The 16,855-nt window shown below is 40.2% G+C and carries 13 protein-coding genes; 6 read left to right on the forward strand and 7 right to left on the reverse strand.

The genetic code is table 11. The annotated features are described in order from the left end of the window. Positions 1-7: 7 nt before the first annotated feature. The 4 genes from EZ437_RS09695 to EZ437_RS09710 are packed head-to-tail and all read left to right on the forward strand — an operon-like array spanning position 8 to position 3,303. Positions 8-1,489, forward strand: a complete 1,482-nt coding sequence (locus EZ437_RS09695; protein ID WP_131595729.1) for a gluconokinase — start codon at positions 8-10, stop codon at positions 1,487-1,489. 16 nt (positions 1,490-1,505) lie between these two features. Then, entirely contained in the window at positions 1,506-2,015 is a 510-nt protein-coding gene (locus EZ437_RS09700) for a SixA phosphatase family protein (RefSeq protein ID WP_131595730.1), read from the forward strand. Between the two features lie 5 nt (positions 2,016-2,020). Further along, positions 2,021-2,707 (forward strand): Crp/Fnr family transcriptional regulator, encoded by a 687-nt coding sequence (locus EZ437_RS09705; protein ID WP_131595731.1) that lies wholly within the window; start codon positions 2,021-2,023, stop codon positions 2,705-2,707. Between the two features lie 11 nt (positions 2,708-2,718). Further along, positions 2,719-3,303: a molybdenum cofactor guanylyltransferase gene (locus EZ437_RS09710; RefSeq protein ID WP_131595732.1), complete on the forward strand. Its 585-nt coding sequence runs from the start codon at positions 2,719-2,721 to the stop codon at positions 3,301-3,303. On the opposite strand, the gene EZ437_RS09715 is transcribed toward EZ437_RS09710, so the two are convergent. From EZ437_RS09715 to nirB, 7 genes are all read right to left on the reverse strand, one after another. After that, positions 3,298-4,779, reverse strand: a complete 1,482-nt coding sequence (locus tag EZ437_RS09715; protein ID WP_131595733.1) for a rubredoxin — start codon at positions 4,777-4,779, stop codon at positions 3,298-3,300. The genes EZ437_RS09710 and EZ437_RS09715 overlap by 6 nt on opposite strands. A 2-nt stretch (positions 4,780-4,781) precedes the next feature. After that, positions 4,782-5,288, reverse strand: coding sequence for a nitrate reductase associated protein (locus EZ437_RS09720; protein WP_205942676.1), 507 nt, complete (start codon positions 5,286-5,288; stop codon positions 4,782-4,784). A 21-nt stretch (positions 5,289-5,309) separates the two neighbouring features. After that, positions 5,310-8,855, reverse strand: coding sequence for a nitrate reductase (locus EZ437_RS09725; RefSeq protein WP_131595734.1), 3,546 nt, complete (start codon positions 8,853-8,855; stop codon positions 5,310-5,312). Positions 8,856-8,884: 29 nt separating this feature from the next. Next, positions 8,885-10,114: an MFS transporter gene (locus EZ437_RS09730; protein WP_394343166.1), complete on the reverse strand. Its 1,230-nt coding sequence runs from the start codon at positions 10,112-10,114 to the stop codon at positions 8,885-8,887. Positions 10,115-10,293: 179 nt separating this feature from the next. Continuing rightward, positions 10,294-10,689 carry a hypothetical protein gene (locus EZ437_RS09735; protein ID WP_131595736.1) on the reverse strand — a complete coding sequence of 132 codons (396 nt, stop codon included), beginning with the start codon at positions 10,687-10,689 and terminating at the stop codon, positions 10,294-10,296. 38 nt (positions 10,690-10,727) lie between these two features. Beyond that, complete coding sequence (gene nirD / locus EZ437_RS09740) at positions 10,728-11,081, reverse strand: nitrite reductase small subunit NirD (protein WP_131595737.1); 354 nt, start codon at positions 11,079-11,081, stop codon at positions 10,728-10,730. 30 nt (positions 11,082-11,111) lie between these two features. Next, entirely contained in the window at positions 11,112-13,625 is a 2,514-nt protein-coding gene (gene nirB, locus EZ437_RS09745) for a nitrite reductase large subunit NirB (protein WP_131595738.1), read from the reverse strand. A 296-nt stretch (positions 13,626-13,921) separates the two neighbouring features. Here nirB and cobA point away from each other — a divergent pair, with 296 nt between their 5' ends. Together cobA and EZ437_RS09755 are read left to right on the forward strand one after the other, a co-directional pair. Beyond that, positions 13,922-14,683: a uroporphyrinogen-III C-methyltransferase gene (gene cobA, locus EZ437_RS09750; RefSeq protein ID WP_131595739.1), complete on the forward strand. Its 762-nt coding sequence runs from the start codon at positions 13,922-13,924 to the stop codon at positions 14,681-14,683. A 78-nt stretch (positions 14,684-14,761) separates the two neighbouring features. Continuing rightward, positions 14,762-16,852: a CehA/McbA family metallohydrolase domain-containing protein gene (locus tag EZ437_RS09755; RefSeq protein ID WP_131595740.1), complete on the forward strand. Its 2,091-nt coding sequence runs from the start codon at positions 14,762-14,764 to the stop codon at positions 16,850-16,852. The last annotated feature ends 3 nt before the right edge of the window (positions 16,853-16,855 follow it).

The raw sequence follows: 16,855 nt of genomic DNA on the forward strand, positions 1-16,855 counted from the left end.
CCCGTTAATGAAATATGTTTTAGGTGTTGATATAGGAACAGGGAGTGTAAAGGCTGTAGCAGTAGATCTTCAAGGCAGGTCATTTGAAGTATGCCAGCATTATTATGACTATGATGTTCCGCAAGTGGGGTTTCATGAGCAAGATCCAGACGAGGTTTGGCAGGCTTTTATCGAAGCGATAAAGGAAATTGTTGCAAAAATAGGCGCCCAGCCTCTGGGGATTGGCTTAAGTAGCGCAATGCATAGTTTGATAGCGGTAGATAAAACTTGTAGCGCATTGGCCCCTATGATTACTTGGGCAGATAGCAGAAGTGCTGATATAGCTAAAAGATTACGCGCCTCTGAACAAGGTATAGCTATATACAAGGCAACAGGGACTCCTATCCATGCAATGTCTCCATTATGTAAGTTGATCTGGATCAGGGAAAATAATTATGAGCTTTTCGGAAATGCCTATAAATTTATATCCATTAAAGAGTATATATGGTACAGGCTTTTTAATGAATTTAAAGTAGATGAATCCATCGCCTCTTGCACGGGATTGTATAATATTCATCAATATGCATGGCATAACGAGGCGCTTAGACTAGCTGGAATATCGGATCAGCAACTTTCAGACCCTGTGCCGACTAATTATACAAAATATTACGAAGGAAAGTTATTGGATTTTCTGCATGTGGGGGTACCGGTCATCATTGGTGCCAGTGACGGCTGTCTTGCCAATCTTGGTAGTATGGCCAATAAACCAGGTACAGCCGTTATGACAATAGGCACCAGTGGAGCAGTTAGGATAGCAAGTAATAGGCCATTGGAGGACATAAGTGCCATGACCTTTAGCTATATTCTTGATAAAAGTACATTCATATGTGGCGGACCAATAAATAATGGTGGTATCGCTTTGCAATGGTGGTTGAAAAATCACGTGGTTCCTGGTCTGGAAGAGGAGGACTATGAGTATGCATTAGCGCAGACAGCGGATGTTCCCGCAGGAAGTAATGGCCTGATTTTTTTGCCTTATCTTACCGGCGAGCGGGCTCCAATATGGGATAGTGAAAGTTGCGGGGTTTTTTTTGGGATCAGACTGCCTCATAATAACGCACATTTTTCTAAAGCAATATTGGAAGGGATCTGTTATGCTATGAATGATGTGCTGTTTGCAATGTCAGTCCATGATGTTTCTATAGCGCAAATTAATGTAAGCGGAGGTTTTATAAAATCTAAAGTGTGGTTACAGATGCTTGCAGATATCACCGGAAAAAAATTGGTAATCGTACATACTGAAGATGCTTCGACTATAGGCGCCACAATTATGGCGATGAAAGCATTGGGTATTATTAATGACTATCCAGTTTCAGGAAGTCAGGATTTGCAGATAATCCACCCTAATGAATCAAACTCAGCGTTTTATTCAAAGCGTTTCACCATCTTTAAGCGGCTTTATTTAGATCTGAAGGAAACGATGCATGATTTTTATCAGATGAATAATTAAATATATTGGCTTCTTTATGAAAAGATATTTACGCGTAATTTTATTATTTTTAACGCTTCCTGCTGGTTTTGCGTATGCTCAAGATAGGCCCGTAACGGTTATTCTGCTACGCCATGCTGAAAAGGCAGACGATGGGACAAAAGACCCCCCGCTTTCCGTCAAAGGAGCGGGATTTTCCCAAAAACTAGCAGATATACTAAAGGAAACTAAAATTAACACAATCTATTCTACGGAGTATAAGCGAACTACACAGACCGTAACGCCCTTGGCAAAACAAAATGAACTTAGTATTATTAAATATAATCCGGATAATCCCAAAGAATTGCTGGAAAGAATTAAAAGATCAAGAGATAGAATAGTAGTGGTGGTAGGGCATTCAAATACAGTACAACTGGTTTTTAATTTATTGGTAAGCGAAACTCAAATACCGGCTTTAAGCGATGATGAATTTAGAAAGGTCTTCATCATTTATAGCGATTTTAAAGAACCTTTAAATAGCAGATATATAAAATTGGACCTGAACTGACAATTATGAAAAAGAGTGCTAAGGGTTGTGACTTGCAAAGTTGTTTCATGTGCCGGCTTTCTTTGAAAGAATGGCTTCCTGCAATTTCAGGACATAAAAAGAATTTTATTGCAAAAAAAGGTGAGGTGATTATCAGTGAAGGGGATGTGGTTAACGGTGTTTATTTTGTCATATCAGGTAATGTAAAAGTGCATAAACAATGGGGTGATAAAGAATTGATCTTGCGTTTTGCAAATAAAGGTGCAATATTCGGGCACAGGGGGATCAGCAGTACGACCTCTATTTACCCTATATCCGCTACAGCTTTAGAAACTACAGAGCTATGTTTTGTTGATATCGAATTTTTCAAGACCACGGTAAAGGTAAACCACGAATTTGCATATAACTTACTCATGTTTTATGCCGATGAATTACATACTTCGGAAAAAAAGATGAGGGCGTTAGCGTTGATGTCTGTTAAAAGTAGGCTGGCTGCCGCTATTTTAGAACTTAAAGATCAGTTTGGGCAAACTGATGGAGGTTTTATTGACCTGACTTTAAGCCGTCAGGATCTTGCAGCTTTCACCGGGGCAACTTACGAAACGGTCTTTAGGACAATGAATGAATTGCTGGCAGAAAAGTTGATTATTGTAGATGGGAAAAAGATTGGTATTCATGATGAAGAGGGATTAAAAGAATTGAGCGTTAAATAAAATAAGATTACATGCTGGGAATCATTTTATGTGGGGGAAAAAGTTTGCGGATGGGTGCTGATAAAGGCCTGATGAATTATAAGGATAAAATTTGGGCAGAGTCGGCAGCTGAAAAATTAAGTACCCTTGGTATTTCTTCAGTATTCTCTGTTAATTCAACTCAGCAACAGACATATGGAGCCTATTTCGGAAAAGAAAAACTAGTTGTCGATCAACCAAACCTTCGTATAAACGGCCCCTTACTTGGTGTGTTATCAGCACATTTGCTTAATGAGGACGAAGACTTGTTTCTGCTTGCCTGTGACCTGATATTGATGGACAGCAGGCTGCTTAAATTGCTTTTCAGTTCCTCTATCATGGATGATGCTTTTGATGTCTATATCTTTACCAAAAATGGTCAGCAGGAACCTTTGTGTGGTATTTATAAGTCGCAGGGCTTAAGAAAAATCATGGATATGCTGCACAGCGCCGGCCTTGAAAAACATAGTATGAAATTTATCCTGAGTAAGTTGCATGTTTGTGAAACCGTCCTCGATGAGAAAGATTACCAGTACTTTATGAATTTTAATTCCCATTCTGAAATAAACGGACTATAACAGCTGCAGTGCAGACTGATCAATTTTAGCAAAATTGCTTTTATTTTCTTCACAAAGGACACAACAATAATCTTCAGGTAGATCTTTAAATGGAGTGCCAGGATTAATGTTATGCTGAATTTCTCCAATAAGTTCGTTGTACACTGTTAGACATGTGTTGCATTGATATAAGAAAGCAACGTCCTGAGGCCGGGACAGACCGGACTGAGCGCCATGATTTTGCTGACTGGATTGGATGGTATTCAACCGGTATTTATAGAACTTGAGAATGGAGCGTCTCACCTGTTCGGGAAGGATAAAGCGGGGATTGCTTCGACTAAATACCTCACCCGTCCGTTCGTTAGGGTTAAAATCTTTAGCGCACAAAATATCATAAACCGGGAATATCTTTAAACCTAAAAAATTTATCAAATGCCGTTTTTGAATGAGAATACTACTGAATACCTCGCTTTTTTTTCGTGTCTTAATGCCGAAACAGATGCCGAAAGTTCTAATGTCCTCATTGCTAAAATGATTCACAAGGAAATGTTTTAGCGCCAGACCTTCACCGCAGTTGTCCTCAACTTGGAAATTAAGCTCATTGGCGGCATGACGCATATTCAATTCAAATTCTTCGAGCAGTGTATTCCAGTGCTTTTTATCTTTTTCCTCAATTCCTTTAATAATGATTGTTTTCCATGAGGTACAACAAAGTTGACCAAGCTTTGTATCCAGGCAGAGCTGGCATAATTTCTTTAAGAAAGCAACGCTGAATAATTCATCCCGCCTATAGATACCCAGCCAGTACTTGTTGTCATAGCGGTTTAGGCCTTCATAGTAGGGCAGGTTGAAGGATGAGAGGGATACGGGTTTTTCAGCAGGTCTGAGAATGAAATTCTGCTGGTTTAGTAATGAGAAAAGTTCTTCACCTTTAGCGTCCTGATTGTCAATGAAAATAGCGGAATTGTCTTTGATGATTTCCTCTAACGCTTTTGTCAGCTGTGCAATATGGTTGGTATAGCAAAGCTGGTCCCATTGATAGATCACATTGGTTTTAGGAAATCGAATAATCAAATGCCAATAATGATCGGCCTGCGACGATGCAATCCAGTTAATGTTCCCAGTTAGCATAGGTGTGAAACTCTGGTTGCCATCACAAATATTGACTTTTGTTAGTGGTTTAAAGTCAATATTGTTCAGGATGTCTTTATAAACGCCTTCAGTGAGCCAGGTGTTACGGATAAATATCTCTTGGGCAGGGTAGGAGCTGATGATGTTGGGATATTTATTAACATCGATCTCATGATCGATTCCAAGCTTATTCAATTCTCTGGTAAATAGAGGAATGTTATAGTTTGTAATGTCAATCAGTAATTGCTGTCTCAGGCCAAAACGTACAAACCGTATGCCGACTTTAGTTGCTGCAACAAGGATGTTGTACAGGTTACCTGGAGATATGATTCCACCGGCAAAGTTGATGATGATGGTTTGCTGCATTTTTAATGGGTCAAGAGGCCAAATTCTGTTACTGCTTTTGGAAAGTTCTTGTTCTCATGTCCGGGTCTGCATAGTTTTAAAAGTGCAAAACGTTTAATGTCTGTTAGGTTTTGCCATTGGGATATTGAAATATTCAAATGTAATTCTTCAGATTTTTCGATAAGCATTGCAGGAATCTGCTGCAAATTTCTCCATGCCGGAAAGGGGTCAATAACAAGTTCGGTTGCTCCGCTATCCGTGTATTTTGCAATAAGTTCCATCAGGAACCGGCGATAGTATTTTTTTTCTGCAATAGTAGTTGTTTTAATCAAAGCAAGTTCTATCCTTTCCTCAGGAAGAAATCTGCTCCAGGCAGACAGCTTCAATTTAATTCCGGTCTCGTCCATTTTAAAACGTACAATCATCGGAATGCACCGAACATTCTCTTCAATAAAATCTTCTTCGAACTTAAAGTATTCAATCCCTTTTACGTTTTTAAATTCTGAAGGGCCAAGTTTTGCTTTCATCATAATCTTTCAATTTAACAACTATTATGCTAATACAGCTACAGTTTTTACTTTTAAAGTATCTGTCCATGAATCTAAAATTGCTTTAACTTCTGGTCTGCAACTGCCGCAGCCCATTCCTGCACCTGTTAGCTGGCAAAGTTGCAGGTGATCTTTACACCCTTCTTTAATTTTGTTGATCAGGTTGCCTTCGCCTACATTATTACAGCTGCAAACGGTTTTACCGATTATGGGCTCTGCAGTTTTTCCGCTTCTTAACAATTGAAGCCTTTTTTCACTTAGCTCCATTTTGTTTTCGATCAGGTTACGGAATTCTAAAAACTCATTTTTATCACCTATTAATATGGCGCCTACCAGGCGGTCGTTGTGTACAATACACTTCTTGTAGTACCGTTTTGCTTTATCAATAAAAACAATTTCTTCGTATGTAGGGTCATTGTTAGGTATTTCAGCCAGTCCTAAAGAGCAGAGTTCTAAACTGTGCATTTTTAGAATATTCATGAGTAAACTACCCTGATAAAATTTGGAAATGTCCCCACATAGAAACCTTGCTACAATATCTGCCTGTTGCTCAGCTGCAGCGGTAATGCCGTATAGTTGCCCTTTAAATTCTGCGATTTCACCAATCGCATATATATCTTTTGCACTGGTTTGAAGGTATTCATCTATGACTACACCTCTTTTACAGTCAATACCTGCCTCTTTAATCATTTCAATGTTCGGAACTGTCCCTATTGCAATCACTAAGGATTCGCAATCGATTACCAGACCACTTTTCAACTGAATACCAGAAATTTTCTTTTCCCCAAGAACCCGGTCTACTTCATCATTGTAAAAGATTTCTATTCCTTTGCTGATCAATTCTTCATGCAGTAACTGACTACCCAGGGCATCCAGCTGCCGTCCCATCAATCTGGAGATCCTTTGGATGATTGTCACTTTTGAGCCCCTCTCTGCCAGCGATGTTGCCATTTCTATTCCAAGTAATCCACCGCCCACTATTACTACTTTTCCATTTGTAGTATCTGCATGTTTTTTGAAATTGTCGGCATCATTGCGGTTGCGCATTGTAAATATACCATTCAAAGCAGGTACATCTTTAAGTACAAAGGCCCTGCTTCCTGTCGCGAGCAGCAGCACATCATAATGGTGGCTTTCTCCGTTGCTGTCTATTACGGTTTTATCTTCCTTATTGATCTTTTCAATACTCAACCCCCGGTGGAGTTTAATCCTGTAGTCCAGCTCCTCCATATCACTCATTTTAATGAGGCTCTGCCATGGTAAAGTGCCTATAATGTAGTCTGGCAGTAATACTCTATTGTAAAAAGGAAAGCTTTCTTTGCTGAAAATTTCAATCTCATCCTCTGTATTTAATGCCCTATAGCTTTTAACAAAGCCACATGCGCCGGCTCCTGCACCAATAACAATAATCTTTTGTCTTTCTTTTTTGTACAGTTTTACCTGGACAGCACTATATTTAAAATCGGGTTCTTTGCTAATTGGGTCTATCAGGTTATTTGTTAGATTGTTTACCCTGTTTAAATCGCTTTTTAGGATCAGACCCCAGTGCATTGGCATAAAGACGACGCCAGGTTTGATATCGGTAGAGAGTTTTGCCTTTACACGAACATTTCCGCGTAAGCTCGAGATTTCAACTATATCTGCATCTTTAATGTTTCTGGGGGTTGCATCGTCGGGATTGATTTCTAAAAAGGACTCACTAATGTGCTGGTTAAGTTTGTTCACCTTTCCAGTTTTACTTCTGGTGTGCCATTGATCCCTGATTCTCCCTGTGGTCAGTATTAGGGGATTTTGTGGCGTTAATGCTTCAGATTGGTTTTTGTCGCTGAAAGACAAAATGTTTGCCTTTTTATCTGGAGTGTAAAATTCATGATCCTCAAATAACCTGGCAGTCCCAGGTCTTTTTTCAAGTTTTGGATATGGCCATTGAACAGCTCTTTTTTCTTTTAAAATCTGATAGTTGAGTCCGCTGATGTCAATGTTTGTTCCTTCCGTAAGGGCAGCATGTTCGGCGTATATTTCAGAGGCATCTTTAAAATTAAAGCCATGGTAGCCCATTTTTCTGGCAAAGCGACAAATAATTTCGGAGTCTGCTAAAGCTTCTCCCGGTGCATTTGTTACTTTACTGAGATAAGATATATAACGTCCTGCGTTTGTCATAGTGCCTTCTTTTTCTGTCCAGGCAGCAGCAGGCAGCACTACATCAGCATATTGTAGCGTTTCTACTTTATTACTAATGTCCTGAACAACCACAAACTTTGCTTTCTTTAATCCTTGCTCTGCATTGCGGACATCGGGTAAACTAATTAAGGGATTGGTACATAAAATCCATATCGCCTTAAGTTTGCCTGTGTTAAGCTCATCAAACATTTCAGTGGCCGTTAACCCTGGTTTTGGGTTAATGGTTCCCAGCGGGATTTGCCAGAATTGTTCAACCTCATTTCGGTGGCGCTCATTAGCCAGAATACGATGGGCGGGAAGCAGATTGCTTAGACCGCCGACTTCTCTTCCACCCATGGCATTAGGTTGTCCGGTAAGTGAAAAAGGCCCGCTTCCAGGTTTACCAATGTGGCCTGTAATTAGGTTGAGGTTAATTAAGGATAGGTTTTTGTTAGTGCCAATCACACTTTGATTGAGGCCCATGGTCCACATGGTGATGAAGCCTTTTGCATTGCCGATGTAAGAAGCAGCTAAACGAATGTCGCTTTCTTTAATGCCACAAATTCCTGCTGCATCAGTTAATGATGTTTGAAAAACTGAAGACCGATAATTTTCGTAGCCATTCGTCTTGTTATTGATGAATTCATGGTCAATTTTGCCGTCTTCAATTAAGCATCGTCCTATTGCATGATGGAGCGTAATATCTGTACCAGGATTAAGTTGCAGGTGAATATCCGCAATTGAACAGGTCTGTGTTTTTCTCGGGTCGCTAACAATAATTTTTAAATCCGGATTCTTTTGTTTTGCAGCCTCCACACGGCGCCAGAGAATAGGATGACACCAGGCAGGATTTGCCCCCGCAACGAAAATACAGTCAGCAATTTCAAGGTCATCATAACTGATTGGTACAGAATCTTCGCCCAGGCTCATTTTATATCCAACCACTGCACTGCTCATGCACAGGCGACTGTTAGTGTCAATGTTGTTACTGCCGATAAAGCCCTTTGTCAGTTTATTTACCACGTAATATTCTTCAGTTAAACATTGTCCGCTTGCATAAAAAGCCACACTGTCAGGCCCGTACTTCTTAATAAGCGCCTTAAAGACTGCTACAGTTCTGTCCAGAGCCACATCCCAGCTGACCCTTTGCAGTGGCATGTTTTTATTATAACGCATTTCAGGATAAAGGAGGCGATCACTTTTATCATTTACTGTGTAATGTAGATTTAAGCCTTTGCTACATAGCATTCCTTTGTTTACTGGGTGACTTTTATCCCCTTCTACGATAATTCGCTCGTGAGCATCTTTATTGACCACAATACCGCAACCTACTCCGCAGTAGCAGCAGGTCGTGGTTTTTTTTGGCGATATTTTCTTCTGCTCTTTCAAATGGTAGGTAGTAGGGTTAACAGATTTTTTTATTCTCCTGGAGTAAGTGCAAATTCTTTTATATTCGATGTTTTATGCGCCATGACCGTTCTGAAAATCAATACAGCGACACCAATTCCCAGAATGATGAAACCCAGCAACATAAATGCATCAGTATAATCAATTAAATTTTTTTGAACCCCTGCACCATTTTCTACTACATTTTGCGTTGCATGATTGGCTTTGGCTTTGAACATGAAGGCGATTAGCATGGCTCCTATGTTTCCACCGGCACCAACAATGCCGGCTACACTGCCTACTGCCTGCGGATTGATAAAAGGAACAAGGCTATAAGTTGCGCCATTTGCCATCTTCAGACTCAGTCCGAAAACAAACATCATAAAGATAGCCATTCCAATATTGCCTGATTTTGCAAACCAGATTAAACCGATTCCTTCTACAAGTAGTAATACTGCAAGTAGCAGTGTTTTGCCATCAAAGCCCCAGCTTTTGCCAATTTTATCGGCAACAATCCCTCCCAGTGGCCTGGCAAAGATATTCATCCATCCAAAGATTCCGGCAACCATTCCTGCTACCGCTATTGTTGCGCCAAATGAGTCAGTAAAGAAGATAGGTGCGAAGTTGTCTACAGTAATTTCAACGCCGAAGCAGGCAGCGTAAGCAATTGTTAAAATCCATGTACGATAATCTTTAGCGGCCAGCAAAAAAGTGTTTTTGCCGTGTTGTATACTTTCATCTTTTATGTTTTTAAAATCTCCGGCTGGCGTGTCTAATGTGTATCGGTGGTATAGAAATGCACAGATTAAAAGCATTACTCCGGGGAAGATCATTGCAAAACGCCAGCTATCTTCAGTGCTGCAAAAACCAAGAGCCGTAAAACCAGAAGCGATAAGTGGCATAAATAGGTTGGCCGCACCACCACCCGCATTTCCAAAGCCCCCTGCAGTAGCGTTTGCAGTTCCCTTGATATTGGGGGCAAACATAATAGAGGTATGGAACTGTGTAATTACAAATGATGCGCCAATGACTCCTATTGCCAGTCGGAAAAGTAAAAATGAAGTATAGGAGTGGCTGGTTCCAATAAATAGAACGGGAATGGCACAAAGTACCAGAAGCCAGGTATAGATAAGTTTTGGCCCAAATTTATCAATGAGTCGTCCAATCAATAATCTTGCTAGAATTGTTGCCGAGACTGAGGCAATCTGAATATTTCCGACCTGATCTTTGGTGAGGTGTAACTGCTCTCTTGCTATTTTCATTAGAGGTGCCATTCCAAACCATGCAAAAAAGCAGAAAAAGAATGTGAGCCAAGTGATGTGAAAAGTTTTCATTTGAACACCCTTAAGTGAAAATATATTAAGCTTCTCTAAGGGTTTTGTAGCCGAATTAAATGTCATGCCGAATAATTTAAGCGTAAATAAGTAAACAGTGGTTTGTGTTAAAATTTATAGCCTAAGCCGATGCCAGGGTTCCATTTTCCATTTTGGATGGAGGTTTTAGGGTTATAATAAAAAGGAAGCTGAACAGCTATGTGCCGAAATACTGCAGTCAATCCAAAGCCGAGACCTGGTGTCAGATCAGTATTCTTTGTTGCGCCAGCGGCAACTTTATCTTCTTTAATTCTTAAGCTGGGCAACAGTCCTGCAAACACTGCATAAGCCTTTTGATTTAACTTAACACTCGGTCCGATGCAATTGAGAAATCCGCCCTTATCGACATATCCCACAACCATTGTGCCTTCAAATAAAACGGCTTTGGTTTGTGATTTGACCGAAGAAAAGCATAGAACGAGCGTCAGGCAGCTTAGGCAAGCGAAATAATGGTAAGTTTTCATGTGGGTTTGGTTTATTGATTTGTGGTAGTCGGGTTGTTTTAATAAGATTTTGGCGTAGGATCGATATAGACGATTCCATTTTCTACTTTTACGGGGTAGGTTTGCAGAGCGCACTCATCGCCGCTCAGGCACTCACCGGTAGCAAGAGAGAAAGTTTTTTTATGGAATGGGCAGGCTACTTTAGGTTCTTCTCCTGCTGATCCGATCATACCTCTGCTAAGGGCCATTTGCTTGCGGTGCGGGCATAAGTTCTGTGTAGCATACCATTCATTTCTGCGGGTGAAGTAGAAAAGGGCGATTTGCTCGTCGCCACATTTAACACATACTCCGCCATTTTCAACAGCATCCTCCACTCGGCAGGCTGCAAACCAGTTTGTCGTTGTTTCTATCATAATCTTCAGATAATAGGTTATATGTTATATTTAAACTAGTGTCCAATCGGCTGCCTTTTTTTGTCCCCTCATTTCATCAAATTTGACAGTTGGATCTTTTTCTTCCGGTGCATTTACGAAATGGCTAAACCTTTTTCTGATGGCAGGATCTTCTACGGCGGCTTTCCATTCACATTCATAGGTATTTGCGAGGATTTGCATTTCTGTTTCCCACTGCGCAGCCATACCAAGGCTATTATAGACTACCACATTGCGCAGATATTCAATGCCGCCTTCCATTTTGTTTAGCCAGGTAGCTGTACGGGTTAGTGGATCAGCCGTGCTGATGTAGAACATTAAGAATCTGTCAATATATTGGATACAGGTGTCGCCGTCCAGATCTGTTGCCAGTAAAAGCGCATGCTGTGGCTTGCTTCCGCCGTTTCCGCATACGTACAAGTTCCATCCCTTTTCGGTCGCAATTATTCCAAAATCCTTGCTTTGGGCTTCTGCGCATTCGCGGATGCAACCACTTACTGCAGATTTGAATTTATGCGGTGCACGAAGGCCCCGATAGCGTTCTTCTATTCTAATGGCAAACGTGACACTATCATGCAGACCAAACCGGCACCAGGTGCTTCCTACGCAGCTTTTCACAGTTCGCAGTGCTTTACCGTATGCATGTCCGCTCTCAAAGCCTTCGGCTATAAGTTCTTCCCATATAAGGGGAAGATCACTTAAATGTGCGCCAAACATATCTATACGCTGTCCACCTGTAATCTTAGTGTACAAATTATATTTCTTAGCTACCTGACCAATGACAATCAATTTCTCAGGAGTAATCTCACCACCAGGTATTCTCGGAACAACGGAGTAAGTGCCGCCCTTCTGAATGTTTGCAAGGAACCGGTCATTGCTGTCCTGGGCGGTATCATTGCCCTTTTTTAGAATCATGTCGTTCCAGATACTCGCTAAGAGCGATGATACCATTGGTTTGCATACCTCGCAACCATCACCTTTGCCCAGGGTGTCCAGTACTTGCTCGTATTTCTTTAGGTTGTGGATCTTTATCAGGTCATATAGTTCTTGTCGGCTCAATTGAAAATGCTCACACACCACATCTCTTACGTACTTACCATTTAGTTTCATAGTATGAAGCATCAAGTCCTTCATCATTGGTACGCAACCACCGCAACCGGTTCCAGCTTTTGTGCATTTTTTTAAGGCATCTATTGTTTCGCATCCATCGTCCGATACAGCGTTACAAATCGTCGCTTTAGTTACTCCTTCGCAACTGCAAATGAGGGCTTCATCTGGAAGGCTAGTTATTCCAGCAGTTTCTGACTGAGCACCACCACGAGCACCCAGTATAAGGTCAGCAGGATTTGCAGGCAGAATAATTTTGTTGTTGACAGTCTGCAGAAGCATGTTAAAAGCCTCGGCATCGCCTATAAGGATTCCGCCCAGTAGATATCTCCCATCACTACTAATGTTAACGCGCTTATAAACCCCGTTGTGCGTATCTTCAAATACAATTGTCCGTGCATCAGGCTCAGTAATAAAAGGGTCACCAAAACTCGCTACGTCAACGCCGATAAGTTTTAATTTGGTGCTCATGTCAAAGCCATTAAAAGTTCTGTCTGTTCCTTCACATATTTTGTTAGCCACAACCTCTGCCATTTCATAACCAGGTGCAATTAAACCATATATATTATGGTCAAATAACGCGCACTCACCTATGGCAAAAATCCCTGGATCACTTGTCTGCATATATTCATTTACCATGATACCACCTCTGGTTCCAACATCGATGCCCGACAATCTAGCCAATTCATCCCTTGGTCTGATGCCGGCAGATATTACCAGCATGTCTACAGACAGCTCGCTTCCATCATTAAATTTTAGTGATTCAATTCGATCGACCCCTTCGATGCTACTTGTGCCTTTATTTAGATGGATTGAAAGACCGAGGTCGGTTAGCATTGATTGAAGCATGTGACTGCCTGCGCTATCAATTTGCCTAGGCATCAGACGTGGAGCAAATTCTATTACATGTGTTTCATGCAACTGAAGGTCCATTAGTGCCTTGGCCGCTTCCAGCCCTAATAACCCACCCCCCAAAACAGCTCCCTTTTTTGCAGAGGCAGCGTAATTTCTGATGAGTTTCAGATCCTCGATTGTACGGTATACAAAGACCCCTTCTTTTTCAATACCAGGAATGTCAGGTACAAAAGCGGAAGAACCCGTAGCTAAAATCAAATAGTCATAATTAACAGTTAATCCTCTGCTTGAGTGAACTGTTTTGTTGATCCTGTCAATTTCTTTTACAGGATCATTGAGGTGTAGGGTTATATTTTGATTTTTGTACCAGTCACTGGCACATAAGGAAAGGTCTTCAGCACTTTTTCCATTAAAGTATTCACTTAAATGAACACGGTCATATGCTCTTATTGGTTCTTCACCAAATACAATTAACCGAAAGGATGTAGATTTTGTTGCTAATTTTTCGCAGAATTTATGCCCAACCATTCCATTTCCTATGATAACTACATTTTTTTGTTCCATTTGTGGTTGTTTTTTGTTTTATTATTTACTTAAATATTATTTTTATGATTTTATTTATGTCAAATATAGTTTTTTATATATAAAAACATAAAATAATATGATATTTATAATAAAATATTCAATTTTAATATGTGTTTTTGTGTTTAGTTATGCATTTTGTGATATTAAATTGTGATATTCTTGCATTTTTTTGTTAAAAAATGATTAATGTCATATTAATTTGTACTTTTATTGAAAATTAATAGTATAATTATTGATTATTGTTTGTTTTTTGGTGTTTTATTAAAATTTTCTCTATGAAACCGTATTTATGTGTAATGGGGGCCGGCCCAGGAGATCCGGAATTAGTTACCATTAAAGGATATAAGGCATTGCAGAAAGCAGATGTGATATTATATGATAATCTTGCTTGTAAGGAGTTGCTTGACCTTGCTGCTGATCGCTGTGAAAAAATTTATGTTGGTAAAAAGCCTTATGAAGATTATACAACTCAGGATACTATTCATCAGTTAATAAAACACTATGCCTTTACTCGGGGAAATGTGTTACGTTTAAAAGGTGGAGATCCTTTTATTTTTGGAAGAGGGTTTGAAGAAGTAATTTTCGCGCGTAAGCAAGGCATTGAAACGGAGTTTATACCTGGAATAAGTAGTATGCAGGCTTCGGGGTTATGTGATATTCCCCTTACACATCGCGGAGTAAGTGAAAGTGTATGGGCTATAACAGGGACTAAAAAAGATGGTTCATTGTCGTCGGATCTTCAGTTGGCCATAAAAAGTAAAGCTACAGTAGTCATTTATATGGGAATGAAGAAGCTGATGGAAATAGCCACGGCTTATATCACATCAGGTAAGGGGGATATGCCTGCAGCTGTTATACAACATGCCAGTCTATCTACACAACAGCATCTGAGCTGTAAGGTTAAGGACCTGCCTCATGCATCATTTACTGCCGGACTGAGCAATCCTGCGATTATAATAATAGGAAATGTTGTTAAAGTTGCTGAGCATGCCCGTACCAGTCCGTTGTCCATAATGAATGTTTTTGGCTATCAGTAAATCAAGAAAATCTCAAAAAAATATGCTGGTTAATGGTTAAGTTGCCAATTATTAAAAAAGTAATAGTACCTTAATTGAATGAAACCTAAATTTATTTATCTACTAATAGCTGGTCTATGCTATTCGTCAATTGCATTTGCGCAGATTCCTGTAAATCTTGAAAAATTCAACACTGGAGGTGAGGCTAGTGTAACCTACCAACAAAAAATTCTGAAGATTAAATGGCCAGTTGGAAATAATAGCTTTGGGATGGTTGATTTTGACCTACAAAGCGGTAAACCACTATTTAAATCTATATCAATAAGCAAGAGTGCAACACAAAAGGTAATCTCTACAGATCTTGATCCTGCATTCCTGCTTAGCATTGGCAAAAGAGATTTAATGTCTCAGAACGGCTGGAACATATTTTTCGATAAGGTACCCATCAGGCCTTACAAAACTTTCAATATTGTTCTCAAAAAGTCTTCTGCGTTTGTTAAAACCATTGGGAGCCGTACAATAGTCACGATAAGCAGCCTGACAGCCGATCGCTTTTCCGGCAATTTGGAGATAACTTTTTACAATGGTAGTCCGCTGTTCAATATTGCTGCAGTGATGGCTACACAGGTAGATGCCACTGCTATTGTTTACGATGCCGGTCTGGTTAGCAGAGCAAATAATTGGAAAAATATTTCTTGGATAAATACAAATGATAGCCTTAAGCGTGCAGCAGTAAAATATAGCGATACCGCTCAAAACCTTGCTGTTAAGTACCGTACCATCACAGCTCAAGGCCAAGATGGCAGCCTGGCCCTTTTTCCAGCCCCACATCAGTACTTTTATCCGTTGGATGAGGCTTTTAACTTAAAATTTATTTGGCATGGAGACAAATACCGGAAAATGATTAATGGATATGGAATAGGTATCCGTCAGGAACTTGAGGGTGACCGTAGGTTTGTGCCTTGGTTTAATGCACCTCCCAATACCCAACAACGGTTGAATTTTTTCTGCCTGCTTAGTGAAACTGGTGATGCAGATGCAATAGCTTCTGTAAAACGGTTTACAAATAATGATAGTTACGCTAAGTTACCCGGCTTCAAAACTATGTCCAGTCATTTTCATAACGAGTTTATCATGAGTGTGGTCCTGGCTAATAAGCCGATTCCTGATTCTCCGGATTTTGTGAAGGTTTTTAAAAAAATGGGGGTAGATATGGTTCACCTGGGCGAATTTCATTATACAGCGCATCCAAGGGGCCCTGACCCTCAGCGATTATTAGAATTAAAATCACTGTTTGAACAGTGTGAACGATTGTCGGACGGACAATTTTTATTGATGCCGGGAGAGGAACCTAATGAATTCTTTGGCGGCCACTGGCTGCAGATCTTTCCCAAGCCCGTGTATTGGATTATGTCGCGAAAAAACGAAGATCCCTTTGTCGAAGATAAACCGGGCTATGGAAAAGTTTATCATATAGGTGATAAGAAAGATATGTTAAAACTTTTGGAAGAAGAGAAGGGATTGGCATGGACGGCGCATGCGCGTACTAAAGGATCTGTAAATGCACCAGATATATATAATCATGAAGATTTCTTTAAATCAGACAGATTTATGGGGGCAGCGTGGAAAGCAATGCCGGCCGATCTGTCGGAACCTAAATTGGGGAAGAGGGTGCTTGATCTTATGGATGACATGAATAATTGGGGCTTTAAAAAAACTGTGATTACAGAGGCTGATCTTTTTACCATTACACCTCAAAATGAAATGTACGCGCATATGAATGTGAATTATCTGATGATGGATCAATTGCCTCAGTTTAAAAATGGCTGGCAACCTGTTGTGGATGCCATGCAGAAAGGTAAATTTTTTGGGTCTACAGGGGAGGTGCTTATGGCTGAACTCAGTATTAATCATAAGCGCTCAGGCGAAACACTTTCACTAGATAAAGATGGTTATGTAGATGTAAGTTTAAAGTTGCTTTGGACATTTCCAATGAACTACATAGAAGTAATTTCTGGGGATGGTAATAAAGTTTACCGTCATAAAATAGATTTAGCTAAAACCAAGGCATTTGGAGAACAGTTGTTCCAATTCAAAACAATGCTTAAAGGACGTACTTGGGCGAGAGTAGAAGCCTGGGATATTGCTGCTAATGGCGCTTTTAGCCAATCTTTCTACATCAATAAATAGCAA

This window comes from Pedobacter psychroterrae, from assembly GCF_004331695.1.
GTDB classification, from domain to species: domain Bacteria; phylum Bacteroidota; class Bacteroidia; order Sphingobacteriales; family Sphingobacteriaceae; genus Pedobacter; species Pedobacter psychroterrae.

What these genes read in the sequence shown, in the direction of transcription:
- EZ437_RS09715 (WP_131595733.1), bottom strand. Translation starts at nt 4,779, where the DNA reads ATGCAGCAAACCATCATCATCAACTTTGCCGGTGGAATCATATCTCCA.
- EZ437_RS09705 (WP_131595731.1), top strand. Translation starts at nt 2,021, where the DNA reads ATGAAAAAGAGTGCTAAGGGTTGTGACTTGCAAAGTTGTTTCATGTGC.
- cobA (WP_131595739.1), top strand. Translation starts at nt 13,922, where the DNA reads ATGAAACCGTATTTATGTGTAATGGGGGCCGGCCCAGGAGATCCGGAA.
- EZ437_RS09720 (WP_205942676.1), bottom strand. Translation starts at nt 5,288, where the DNA reads ATGATGAAAGCAAAACTTGGCCCTTCAGAATTTAAAAACGTAAAAGGG.
- nirB (WP_131595738.1), bottom strand. Translation starts at nt 13,625, where the DNA reads ATGGAACAAAAAAATGTAGTTATCATAGGAAATGGAATGGTTGGGCAT.
- EZ437_RS09735 (WP_131595736.1), bottom strand. Translation starts at nt 10,689, where the DNA reads ATGAAAACTTACCATTATTTCGCTTGCCTAAGCTGCCTGACGCTCGTT.
- EZ437_RS09730 (WP_394343166.1), bottom strand. Translation starts at nt 10,114, where the DNA reads ATGAAAATAGCAAGAGAGCAGTTACACCTCACCAAAGATCAGGTCGGA.
- EZ437_RS09710 (WP_131595732.1), top strand. Translation starts at nt 2,719, where the DNA reads ATGCTGGGAATCATTTTATGTGGGGGAAAAAGTTTGCGGATGGGTGCT.
- EZ437_RS09695 (WP_131595729.1), top strand. Translation starts at nt 8, where the DNA reads ATGAAATATGTTTTAGGTGTTGATATAGGAACAGGGAGTGTAAAGGCT.
- EZ437_RS09700 (WP_131595730.1), top strand. Translation starts at nt 1,506, where the DNA reads ATGAAAAGATATTTACGCGTAATTTTATTATTTTTAACGCTTCCTGCT.
- EZ437_RS09755 (WP_131595740.1), top strand. Translation starts at nt 14,762, where the DNA reads ATGAAACCTAAATTTATTTATCTACTAATAGCTGGTCTATGCTATTCG.
- nirD (WP_131595737.1), bottom strand. Translation starts at nt 11,081, where the DNA reads ATGATAGAAACAACGACAAACTGGTTTGCAGCCTGCCGAGTGGAGGAT.